Origin of the sequence: Yersinia thracica, from assembly GCF_902170565.1 — a bacterium.
Classification (GTDB): Bacteria; Pseudomonadota; Gammaproteobacteria; order Enterobacterales; family Enterobacteriaceae; genus Yersinia; species Yersinia thracica.
The window spans coordinates 39723-51398 of the sequence record NZ_CABHXX010000101.1 but is presented as its reverse complement, the minus strand read 5'-3'; the positions used below and the strand labels follow the sequence as shown (position 1 = coordinate 51398).

The window sequence follows — 11676 nt, the reverse complement described above, 5'->3', positions numbered from 1 at the left end:
AACTAAAACAGTGCATTAGCACCATTTAGGTGCAAAGTCATTTCAATTTGTTTCTTTTTTGTTCTTTTGAGTGATTAGATTTGTAAAATGGAGTGGATATCACACTTCTATTCCATTTTTTATATATTCAAAGCAATTTATCGACTATTTAAAACACAATAAATAAAGGGTTGAATATCCAACTTGGTGCAACAAAGAAAAAATAAAACATAAATGACTTTGATAGGTTTATAGAAAGTAGGGGCTTAGGATGTTTGCTAATTTGATGGGTTTTAATAAACGACAGATTATTTATAGCAAATGAAATAAGATATTTTCTTATTTGATGAATAAAAAGTGAGCTACTGATGTTAATCGTTAACTTTTTTGAATATTAAAACCGATATATCACTTTAAATTTAACTTAAGTTGAACGCCCGTAAGTGATATTACCCTAGGTAACTATCTAGGGCGGTATTAGTAATATGCCCTTATTTATATTTTTTTAATTCACTCTCATCCATCTGCACCAACATGATCCCAGCACGTAACCCCAACGCGACCCCTGGGTTTGGGAACAAGATCCATTCGTATTCATGTTCAACGTAATAATGCTCATTAAGCTGTTCTGCCAACAATGTCCCTTGCGTATAGCGAGTGAAATTCACTGTGTCATCCGCCACCCACAGTTTAAAATCTGCATGCTGCCTAAGCAGTGATTTCACCACACGGTAGAATATTATTGCCCCGCCAGAGCGCTCCGGCAGCTGCTCACCACCGGCTAATGCGCGCAAACCGGCAGTGATAGAACTAAATTGTTCGAGTTGATTTTCCCCAAAGGGCAGCGCTTTTCCTAATTCCAGTGTGCAACTTGCCGCCTGACAAAATTCACTACTGAAATGGGCGAAAGTTCCTCCTGCGGCGGTGTGCATGACTAATGCCTCTAGCTCACTATCTTTTAACCAACGCAACATAGCCGCTGAATATGGCGTGGTTCGATATGGCAATAAGCCAAATCGAGTATGATAAGAACCGCGAATCGCCGTGTGTAAATCATAATGTAGCCGTGTGGATTGTAAGTCGGCGGCAAAAAACTCCCCCACCCTTTGTTCGAGAGTTTCAGCCCGTCGAGCCTCATCAGTCGGTAAGTAATTTTGATGACGTCCACCGAACATGCGATTGATATCGACAATGAGATAGCGCTTTCCGACTCTGATAGCCGGTGGATTGCCTAATATGACCAACAAACGTATTGCCAACGGCAATTTGCCTGTTAATAGGTCTGAGACCAATTGGTTTAGAATCTCAATCGGAGCCGTTTCATTCCCATGAATACCCGCCGATAACACCACTGACTGCGAATAACTGCCGTGGGGTATCAGCATCAACACCCCCTCATCCAGCCAGTGCCACTTAAGATTGGGTGTTTCACCGCCGGTAACCTGTGGTGAATTCCCCGAGAGTGTGACCGATAAAAAATCTAGCATCATCGCTCCTTCAATTTACTTATACTTTTTATGGCACATGCCGTTGGATGACTGATTTATTGGATAATAGTCTTGTTTTTATTAATGATTCTGGAACGGATATATTGAGCCAAGGTTAAGTATCTTCGTCAGTTCGTCCAATGCTTGTCGCCCTTCTTGCACCAACTGCGGGTCTGCTAAATCCTTAAATTGCAAACGATCGCGATAATGTTTGTCGACCCAATTATTCAGCGCGACAAACAATGCCGGGGTCATCATCACCCGACTATTCACCGCCGCCAACTCTGTTTCATTTAGCGCGACACGCAAGCGCAAACAGGCTGGCCCACCGCCATTATGCATGCTTTCGCGCAGGTCAAAGACCCTAACTTCATCAATTGGGCCGCCGCTGTTTATCAGTTCAGATAGATATCCCCACACCGCTGGGCTTTCTTGTGATTCTTGTGGGATCACCAGCAGCATCTTGCCATTGGGTTTATTCAATAATTGGCTGTTAAACAGGTAAGTCGATACCGCTTGTCCGACAGAAACTTGCGCCGCGGGCACTTCGATGGTGACCAGCTGTTGCTCAATTCTCGCCATCTTGCGACGCAAACTATCCATTACCTGAATATCGGGCAGGAATGCGTGTTGGTGGTGGAATAACACATTTTGATTACTGACCGCGATAACATCGTTGTGGAATACTCCTTGATCGATAACCGCTGGATTTTGCTGAATAAAAATAGCCCGGTCAGGATCTAACAGATGTAAACGCGCCACGGCCTCGCTGGCCTCCAATGTTTGTCGGGCAGGATATCGGCTGGGTGCTGTTCCGCTCTCAAGCCCTTGACGACCATAAACAAAGACCTGGATCGCGGGGTGGTCATACTCGCCCCCCAGACGATTATGATTTGCCGCGCCCTCATCGCCAAATAACTCGACCGAAGGCAAGGCATCGTGGTGCACAAAATGACGATGGTTATTGAAAACACTTTTTAATATTGCTGACGTTGTATCGGCCTCAATGGCCCGATGAAATTTATTATTCAAGTTTGCAACAGTAAAATGAACCCGGCTATCCGCACTGTCAGCGGAGGGTGAAACTGTCGCCGCATTCGCCGTCCACATGGATGATGCTGAACTCACCGCCGACAGTAGGCGCGGAGATTTGCGCGCCACTTCACTCAAGACTTGTTCATCTGAACCACTGAATCCCAGTTGGCGTAAAAAACCTATCGCGGGGCGTTCCTGCGGTGGCAATATGCCCTGTTTGTACCCTAAGTCAGCCAGCGTTTTCATTTTCAGCAAACCCTGTTTTGCCGCTAGCTTCGGGTTGGAGAGTGCATTTTGATGTTTGGCAGAGGCTTCATTGCCAAAAGACAACCCCGCATAATGATGGGTCAGCCCAACCAATCCATCGAAGTTCACTTCATATCCTGCCATCGTATTCTCCACTCGCGCCTATGTTCTCATTATGTCGTAGGGCTAATCAGGTAAATGAGTTAATCCGGTAAATCAAAAGAAATCCCCGGTGACAAGGTAACTGGCAGCGTCAAGCTTTCACTTTCGAGTGACGCCATGGGCCAGGCACAATAATCAGCGGCGTAAAATGCACTTGGCCGATGATTCCCTGAAGCTCCGATCCCACCAAAGGGAGCCGCGCTTGAGGCTCCCGTCAAAGGTTTATTCCAGTTAACAATACCCGCACGCGCCTCCAAGAGCAGTTGCTCGAACTGTTCTCTGTCCTCTGAAACCAGACCAATGGCTAAACCGAATCGGGTTTGATTCGCTATTTTTAGTGCCTCACTAAAATCGGTATAGCGAATTACACTCACCAGCGGGCCAAAATACTCCTCATCAGGAGCCTCACTAAGGCCGGTAATATCAATAATACCCGGTGTCAAAACGGCGCTTTGGCTATCGGGGCGAGTCATAGTCAATAAGGATTGCCCCCCTAACGCCAGCAGATGTTGTTGAGCTGCCAGCATTTTTTCAGCCGCCTGAGAGGAAATTACCGCCCCCATAAAGGGAGCCGGTTGACTATCCCAGTGCCCGATACGCAGCGCTTTAGCCACCGCCACAAAACGCTGTAAAAATGCATCACCTTGCTCACCGCGTTTAACTAACAGACGGCGCGAGCAGGTACAGCGCTGACCGGCGGAGATAAACGCAGACTGAATCGCGAGGTTGACTGCTGCATCACGGTCTTTCACTTGCTCAATGATCAGCGCATTATTTCCGCCCATCTCCAGCGCCAAAATTTTCTCTGGCTGCCCGGCCAGTTTTTGATGCAAGTGGTAGCCGGTATTGGCGCTGCCGGTAAACAGCAAGCCATCAATATCAGGTTGAGCCGCCAGTGCTTCGCCGGTTTCTCGCCCGCCCTGCACTAAATTAAGCACGCCAGCAGGGATACCGGCCGATTGCCATAATTTGACAGTTTCTTCTGCTGTCACCGGGGTCAGTTCGCTGGGTTTAAACACCACCGTGTTGCCCGCTAACAATGCAGGGACAATATGTCCATTCGGTAAATGTCCGGGGAAGTTATAAGGGCCAAATACTGCCAACACGCCATGTGGCCGGTGCCGTAGCACTGAAACGCCATCCGCCATCGGGGTTTGGCTGCTGCCGGTGCGGGTTTGATAGGCTTGCAATGAAATGGCCACTTTGCCCACCATGGCCTGCACTTCGGTCAGGGTTTCCCAGTGTGGTTTACTGGTTTCCAGGCTAATGGTGCGCGCCAATTGCTGTTTATGTTGTTCGAGTAATGCGGCAAAACGCTGAACAATGGCGACCCGCTGTTCCAGTGGCGTCCGTGCCCAAGCTGGGAAAGCATCGCGCGCCGCACGACAGGCGGCGGCAACATCTGTGCTGTCAGCGGCACGCGCTTGCCATAATAATTGCTGATCCATAGGGTCATGTTTGTCGAAATGGGCACCTTTGCCGGTGCGCCATTCCCCCTGAATAAACAGTGCTGGATGGGTCATTTTCTTGTCTCCGGAGCAAAAAGGCTAATTATCCGAACCGAATCACCGGCAATGACCCCCAGTGCGGCTGCATTTTCAGTGGTTAAATGCAGCATTTCGTCTGATAGATGGGTGTGAATCAATATTGCACGGAAATATTGGTAACGGTCATTGGTGACTAACCAGGCGGTGGCAGTTGGGTCAATATCACTATCATCGATAACGACTTTTCGCTGGCTGCTATCACGCACCGCCCGGACTTCATCAATACTGGCTTCCAATGTCGGGCCACCATCAAAGATATCGACATACCCTTGATATTGCAGGCCTTCAGTCTCCAGAACCGCCCGCGCAGGTGCCGTGTGTGGGTGAACCTGACCTATCACCGCACGGGCTTCTTCGGCCAGAAAATCCACATACAACGGGTGTTTTGGCATCAATTCAGCAATAAATGCTTTTTGCCCCGTCCCACTCAGATAATCCGCTTTAGCGAATTCGATAGCGAAAAAGTGGCGGCCAACGTTTTCCCAAAATGGCGAGCGCCCTTGTTCATCGGTGTAACCGCGCATCTCGGCAATCACTTTGCGGGAGAAATATTGACGAAATGCGGCAATAAACAGAAAGCGGACTTTTGACAAGAAAGGGCCGTTTTTATCCTTACGATATTCAGGATCAAGAAACAATGTGCAGAGTTCGCTGTAGCCGGTGTGGTCATTACTCAAGAATAGGGTCGGGACTGATTTGTACACATTGAGCGTTTTGGAGGCGTGAACCAGAGTTCCCACGCGGAAGTTATACCAAGGGTCATTCATTCCCACCGCCACTTCAATGGCGCTGACCCCCACGACTTTATCCCGCTCAGTATCTTCCAACACAAACAGATAACCCTGTTCGCCTACCGCCAAAGAACCTTGCCAGGTATTCAATGCACGCTCGATTCTCGCTTCGAGATGCTGCTCATTTTGTGGCAGTGAGGTCATGCCAACACCGGTTTTTCCAGCCAACTCAAAGATATCGGCTAAATCACGGCGCTCTACCGGGCGAACTCTCATCATATTCAAGGTCCTTGCTGACTGCCGAAGTGTTACGGCTTATGTGTTACGGCTTAGCCTTACGACAAACCTGCTCAATACCCAGAGCAAGTCGGGCTAACCCCTCTTTAATATCCTGTCGTGAAATAATCAGTGACGGCGCAAAGCGCACCACATCAGGGCCAGCAATCAAGGCGATTAGCCCATGTTGGGCGGCAGCCTGAATGATGTCTTTAGATTTACCGGCGTAATCACTGTGGAGCACGCAGCCAATCAATAAGCCGCGTCCACGGATTTCGGCGAAAACTTTGTGGCGAGCATTAATGTCTGCCAATCCCTCTAAAAACCACTGATGCCTTTCTTTCACACCCGCCAGTACCTCAGGTGTATTGATGAGGGATAAAACAGTTCCCGCCACCGCGCACGCCAGCGGGTTACCGCCGTAAGTTGTCCCGTGGCTCCCCACATTCAGGGCGCTGGCATATTGGGTGGTGGTCAACATTGCCGCAATTGGGAACCCGCCGCCGAGGGCTTTAGCGCTGGTCAGGACATCAGGCGTGACGCCATAATGCATATAGGCATACAGCTCGCCGGTGCGGCCGACCCCGGTTTGTACTTCATCAAATATCAATAAGGCATTATGGCGATCACACAGTGCCCGCAGGCCATGGAGAAACTCGGTTTCCGCGGGTAACACACCGCCCTCGCCCTGAATCGGCTCGACAATCACCGCACAGGTTTGGTCATTGATCAGCGCCTCAGCAGAGGCCAGGTCATTGAAAATACCGTGGCTAATTCCCCCCGGTAGCGGAGCAAAATCCTGTGAGTATTTTGGCTGTCCGCCTGCCGAAACAGTAAATAGTGTCCGGCCATGAAACGCGTTTCTAAAGGCGACAATCTGATTCTTTTCCCCTTGCTGCCCCGGTTTATTGGCAAAATTATCCAATGCATATTTGCGTGCCAGTTTCAGCGCCGCTTCATTGGCTTCGGCCCCTGAGTTACAAAAAAACACTTTCTCGGCGAAAGTAGCATCAATCAGTTGCTTTGCCAGGCGCAGTACCGGCTCATTGGTATAGCCATTGCCCAAATGCCATACTTTGTCTGCTTGCTCAATCAATGCAGCTTTCACGGCAGGATGCCCATGCCCCAAGGCATTGACAGCAATACCCCCGGCAAAATCGATATAAGATTTACCCTGCTGATCCCACAGCAATGCCCCTTCACCACGTACCACAATAAAATCTGCCGGAGCATAGGTCGGGACTATCCATTCATCAAAAGACTGTCGGGTAACCGGGATTAGCTGTTCCATAGAGACCTCTTTAATCAGCGTAAATAAGGGTGAGAAATTTGTCGTGAGGAACCACTCTGCCGCCCAACAAAATCTCTTATTCTGGAAATAATAAAGAATGAAATATATTCACCTGATATAAAGTGTAGAGCAGCTTTCGTGCCACACCGACCAGAATGTGAATAAAATGTATAATCCCCATTAAAACAAATATTTAAAATGCATAATTATGCAAATAGCCAGCATTCATACTGTATTTAATTAGCTAAACTGGCCTGTTACGTGGGTTTTCTCGAAATTATATGCATTCAACACCAATTTTTATTTTTGCTCTGTCAGATCACACTATGGCAACATAAAATCAACAATAGCTATTCTTAGCGCCCTATAAATGAGCATTGAGCGCATCAATTAAGTGCATTTCTGCTGTTGAATAAGTGGGTAAGAAGTGTGGAATTAAGTCGTTTATGCATAACACATTTATTTATTACAACAGCGAAAGTAAAAAGAAACCGGTCATTTCAGCAGAAGAAAATGTGGCTATGGCTCCATTTTCTGGAGCCGTCAGTTTGATTGTATTGAGAAGCAGAGTATTGAGAAGTCTTAATTTTATTGAGAAACAGAGTATTGAGGATCAGTCGCAGGTATTAAGAAAAGGCGGCCGGGCTAACGCAAGCAGCTATCGTCACCACCTGTCAGTTGAGTTATCAACATAGCCAAAATACGAATGGCCTTTTCACTTTGTTCCGACCAGGCAAATGAAGCATTCAGACGAAAACAGTGATCAAATTGCTTGCCGGTGGTAAACATTCGCCCCGGTGCAATACTGACCCCCTGCGCCAGTGCTCGCTGGTATAACTCACTGGCATTGAAAGGCGGTTCCAGTTCCAGCCATAAGAAATATCCTCCCGCGGGGTGACTGATTTTAACATTCTTGGGAAAGTGCTCCACCACCGCCTGGCGCAGCGCATTGAGCCGCTGTTCCATGATGCGGCGCAAGCGGCGCAGGTGAGTATCGTACCCCCCTTGGCTGAGATAATCAGCAATGGCTAACTGGGTCGGAACACTGGCGGAAACCGTGCTCATCAATTGCAAATGTTGCACCCGCTGCGCGTGTTCGCCCGCCGCGACCCAGCCCACACGGAACCCCGGAGCCAGACATTTAGAAAAAGAGGAACAATGCAGAATTTGCCGGTGTTGATCGAGGGCTTTGGCCGGCAACGGGCGCTCAGCGCCGAAATACAATTCGCCATAAACATCATCTTCAATCAGCGAAATATTATTTTGTTGCAGCAGACCCACCAGCCGTTTTTTCTGTGGCCAAGACATAGTGCAGCCCAGCGGATTCTGAAAATGCGTCATTAACCAACAGGCTTTGATGGGGTACTGACTGATGACCTGCTCAAGCGCATCGAGATCCATCCCCTGCTGCGGATGAGTGGTGATGGCGATGGCTTTTAAGCGCAAACGCTCAATGGCCTGCAATGCACCATAAAATGCTGGCGACTCAATCACTACCCAATCTCCGGGTTGCGTAACCGCCTGTAAACTCAGGCTAAGCGACTCCATCGCACCGGCGGTAATCACAATTTCCTCCGGTGAAACATTCATCCCACTGGCGGCATAACGCTGAGCAATATTGCGCCGTAAACTTTCATTGCCCGGCGGCAAGTTAGTCATTGAGCTTTGTGGCGATATTTTGCGCGCGACACTGGCCAGCGCACGTGACAAGCGGGGTTGCAGCAATAAACTGGGGTCTGGAAAGGCAGAACCCAAAGGCATAATGGCCGGATCTTTCCCCGCCTGTAGCACATCAAAAATAAAGGTATTAATGTCTACCTGCTCATCCAGATGCAGTTTTTTGCCGCGCTGTGGCTGAGGCAATTGGGTCGGGCGTGAAGCAACATAATATCCCGATTGCGGGCGCGCCACGATCCAGCCCTGACTTTCCAGTAACTGATAAGACTGCACCACGGTCATTAAGCTTAGCCCCGATTGCTTACAACTTTCCCGCAATGAAGGCAGTTTGTCGCCCGCTTGCCAGACCTTGGATTGTATTTGCGCCCGAATTTGTTGCGCTAACTGTTCATATCGCGTCATAAGCCAACTGTTATAGGTAAGATTGAATTAATTGTCACTATTATAGCCACTTTAACTTATGGTTAACTAACTGCCAAGTTTACACCCGAAATAATCGCCCGTTGCAGCTCTCCCGAATAATCAATATGGCGCGATTTATTTTCTAGATTGATGAGGCAGTACCATGTTTACAGCGAGGTCGCTATGTTTGGCTTAACCGCTCTTGAGTTGGCCAGGATCCAATTCGCTTTCACCATTTCGTTCCATATCATCTTCCCCGCTATCACTATTGGGCTGGCCAGTTTTCTGGCGGTTCTCGAAGGTTTATGGCTAAAAACCAAAAATGAGGATTACCGCGATCTTTACCATTTTTGGTCAAAAATCTTTGCCGTCAACTTTGGTATGGGGGTCGTGTCTGGTCTGGTGATGGCCTACCAGTTTGGCACTAACTGGAGCTTTTTCTCTGAATTTGCCGGCAGCATCACCGGCCCGCTGCTGACTTATGAAGTCCTGACAGCCTTCTTCCTCGAAGCCGGTTTCCTCGGTGTGATGTTATTTGGCTGGAATCGTGTTGGCCCCGGTTTGCATTTCTTTGCCACCTGCATGGTGGCATTGGGAACCCTCATGTCGACCTTCTGGATATTGGCTTCCAATAGCTGGATGCAAACACCTCAAGGCTTTGAAGTGATTAATGGGCAAGTGGTGCCGGTTGACTGGCTAAAAGTGATATTCAACCCCTCTTTCCCCTACCGCTTGCTGCACATGTCAACCGCCGCTTTTCTGGCCTCAGCATTCTTTGTCGGTGCTTCTGCCGCCTGGCATTTACTGCGCAAACGCGATACCCCTGCGATGCGAAAAATGCTGTCGATGGCAATGTGGATGGCCTTGATTGTCGCCCCGCTGCAAGCCGTTATTGGTGATGCCCATGGTCTGAATACACTGGAATATCAACCCGCTAAAATTGCCGCTATTGAAGGCCATTGGGAAAATAAACCCGGTGAACCGACGCCACTGATCCTGTTTGGCTGGCCGGACATGAAGCAAGAGAAAACCCATTTCGCACTGAAAATCCCCTATTTAGGGAGTCTTATTCTGACTCACAGTCTGGAAAAACAGATCCCAGCGCTGAAATCTTTCCCACCGGAAGATCGCCCGAACTCAACCATTGTTTTTTGGTCTTTCCGCATTATGGTCGGGTTAGGTATGTTGATGATTTTAGCCGGTTTTTTGAGTTTATGGCTCCGTTGGCGTGGTGGTCTGTATCAGTCGCGTCCCTTTCTTTATTTTGTACTGTGGATGGGGCCATCGGGGTTGATTGCTATTCTGGCGGGCTGGTTTACCACCGAAGTAGGCCGCCAGCCGTGGATTGTTTATGGTTTACAGCGCACCAGTGATGCAGTTTCATCCCATGGTGAGATACATATGAGCATCAGCTTACTGATATTTATCCTGGTGTATGGCTCAGTCTTTGGTGTGGGCTATGCCTATATGATGCGGCTCATCCGCAAAGGGCCAAAAGCGCATGAAGGTCATCAACAAGATAAAGGTGGCCCCGGTCAACACGCCACGCCAGCTCGCCCTCTGTCAGCAATTCGTGAACCGCTTAATGCTGATGGCGATGTATTGACGTCTGACAATAACCAAAATAGGAGCTCATGATGGGCATTGATCTTCCATTGATTTGGTTTGTCATTATTGTCTTCAGCACCATGATGTACGTGGTGATGGATGGCTTTGATTTAGGGATTGGCATTCTGTTCCCGCTGGTTAAAAATAGCCGGGATCGGGACTTAATGATGAACAGCGTCGCCCCGGTCTGGGATGGCAATGAAACCTGGCTGGTACTGGGCGGCGCGGCGCTACTGGGGGCATTTCCACTGGCTTACGCGGTTATTCTTGATGCACTGGCTATTCCGCTGACTTTAATGCTACTGGGACTCATTTTCCGTGGTGTTGCATTTGAGTTTCGTTTTAAAGCCAGCCAGGAAAAACAGCATATCTGGGATAAAGCCTTTATTGGCGGCTCGCTGATTGCCACTTTCACGCAGGGCATGGTTGTAGGTGCATTCATTCACGGCTTCCCAGTCACCGGGCGCAGCTACAGTGGCGGGCCATTTGATTGGTTCACCCCTTTTGCACTGTTCTGCGGCTTGGGTCTGGTCATTGCGTATGCTCTGCTTGGCTGTACCTGGCTCATCATGAAAACCGACGGTCATGTGCAGCAAGTAATGCATAAGCTGGCAAGACCACTGACATTGATGATGCTGCTCATTATTATCATTATCAGCGTGTGGACACCGCTGGCTCATCCGCAAATTGCAGCGCGCTGGTTCAGCTTACCTAATATTTTCTGGTTCCTGCCCGTCCCATTATTGGTGCTATTGGCAAGCTGGGCTTTACTGCGCACCGTCAAACATGGCGGGCATTATGCCCCGTTCCTGCTGACCTTGTTGTTAGTGTTTTTGGGCTATAGCGGATTAGGTATCAGCATTTGGCCTTATCTTATTCCGCCATCAATTACCTTATGGCAAGCAGCCGCCCCACCACAAAGTTTGGGATTCATGCTGGTGGGCGCGCTGTTTATTATCCCAATCATTCTGGTTTATACCTTCTGGAGCTACTATGTGTTCCGGGGAAAAATCAATCACGAACAGGGTTATCACTGAATGATGAAATCACCATCACCTTCCCAACCACTTGAGCCAGTAAAATCCCCGTGGTGGAAGAGAATCGGTTGGATGCTGCTTATCTGGTGCGGCAGTGTGCTGGCTTTATTGGCAGTTTCCATGCTGTTCCGTATGATGATGACTGCCGCCGGTATGAAATCCCACTAACGCTAATATTGCGGGATCAAACACGGCAAG

At 48.7% G+C, this 11676-nt stretch carries 9 protein-coding genes; 3 read left to right on the top strand and 6 right to left on the bottom strand.

Features of this window, described 5'->3' with window-relative positions:
- Positions 1-470: 470 nt before the first annotated feature.
- From astE to FTA91_RS15300, 6 genes are all read right to left on the bottom strand, one after another.
- Entirely contained in the window at positions 471-1466 is a 996-nt protein-coding gene (astE, locus tag FTA91_RS15325) for a succinylglutamate desuccinylase (RefSeq protein ID WP_050113458.1), read from the bottom strand.
- 81 nt (positions 1467-1547) lie between these two features.
- Positions 1548-2891, bottom strand: coding sequence for an N-succinylarginine dihydrolase (gene astB / locus FTA91_RS15320; protein ID WP_050113457.1), 1344 nt, complete (start codon positions 2889-2891; stop codon positions 1548-1550).
- Between the two features lie 59 nt (positions 2892-2950).
- The gene (gene astD / locus FTA91_RS15315; protein ID WP_145583566.1) at positions 2951-4432 is read right to left on the bottom strand and encodes a succinylglutamate-semialdehyde dehydrogenase; all 1482 of its coding nucleotides are present in this window, start codon (positions 4430-4432) and stop codon (positions 2951-2953) included.
- Positions 4429-5466 (bottom strand): arginine N-succinyltransferase, encoded by a 1038-nt coding sequence (astA, locus tag FTA91_RS15310; protein WP_050113455.1) that lies wholly within the window; start codon positions 5464-5466, stop codon positions 4429-4431. The genes astD and astA overlap by 4 nt, the downstream gene beginning before the upstream one ends.
- Before the next feature lie 43 nt (positions 5467-5509).
- Positions 5510-6754, bottom strand: coding sequence for an aspartate aminotransferase family protein (locus FTA91_RS15305; RefSeq protein ID WP_050113454.1), 1245 nt, complete (start codon positions 6752-6754; stop codon positions 5510-5512).
- Positions 6755-7399: 645 nt separating this feature from the next.
- Positions 7400-8833 carry an aminotransferase-like domain-containing protein gene (locus FTA91_RS15300; RefSeq protein ID WP_145535630.1) on the bottom strand — a complete coding sequence of 478 codons (1434 nt, stop codon included), beginning with the start codon at positions 8831-8833 and terminating at the stop codon, positions 7400-7402.
- Between the two features lie 183 nt (positions 8834-9016).
- Between FTA91_RS15300 and FTA91_RS15295 the strand changes: the two genes are divergently transcribed.
- Genes FTA91_RS15295 through FTA91_RS15285 form a run of 3 tightly spaced genes read left to right on the top strand, consistent with a single transcriptional unit; the run spans position 9017 to position 11646 of the window.
- The gene (locus FTA91_RS15295; RefSeq protein WP_050113452.1) at positions 9017-10471 is read left to right on the top strand and encodes a cytochrome ubiquinol oxidase subunit I; all 1455 of its coding nucleotides are present in this window, start codon (positions 9017-9019) and stop codon (positions 10469-10471) included.
- Entirely contained in the window at positions 10471-11478 is a 1008-nt protein-coding gene (gene cydB / locus FTA91_RS15290; RefSeq protein ID WP_050113451.1) for a cytochrome d ubiquinol oxidase subunit II, read from the top strand. Before FTA91_RS15295 ends, cydB begins: the two co-directional genes overlap by 1 nt.
- Entirely contained in the window at positions 11479-11646 is a 168-nt protein-coding gene (locus FTA91_RS15285; protein ID WP_072082522.1) for a DUF2474 domain-containing protein, read from the top strand. It abuts the gene before it with no gap.
- The last annotated feature ends 30 nt before the right edge of the window (positions 11647-11676 follow it).

Coding starts and splice junctions, on each gene's coding strand:
- astA (WP_050113455.1), bottom strand. CDS start 5,466: ATGATGAGAGTTCGCCCGGTAGAGCGCCGTGATTTAGCCGATATCTTT.
- FTA91_RS15295 (WP_050113452.1), top strand. CDS start 9,017: ATGTTTGGCTTAACCGCTCTTGAGTTGGCCAGGATCCAATTCGCTTTC.
- astE (WP_050113458.1), bottom strand. CDS start 1,466: ATGCTAGATTTTTTATCGGTCACACTCTCGGGGAATTCACCACAGGTT.
- FTA91_RS15305 (WP_050113454.1), bottom strand. CDS start 6,754: ATGGAACAGCTAATCCCGGTTACCCGACAGTCTTTTGATGAATGGATA.
- astD (WP_145583566.1), bottom strand. CDS start 4,432: ATGACCCATCCAGCACTGTTTATTCAGGGGGAATGGCGCACCGGCAAA.
- cydB (WP_050113451.1), top strand. CDS start 10,471: ATGGGCATTGATCTTCCATTGATTTGGTTTGTCATTATTGTCTTCAGC.
- FTA91_RS15285 (WP_072082522.1), top strand. CDS start 11,479: ATGATGAAATCACCATCACCTTCCCAACCACTTGAGCCAGTAAAATCC.
- astB (WP_050113457.1), bottom strand. CDS start 2,891: ATGGCAGGATATGAAGTGAACTTCGATGGATTGGTTGGGCTGACCCAT.
- FTA91_RS15300 (WP_145535630.1), bottom strand. CDS start 8,833: ATGACGCGATATGAACAGTTAGCGCAACAAATTCGGGCGCAAATACAA.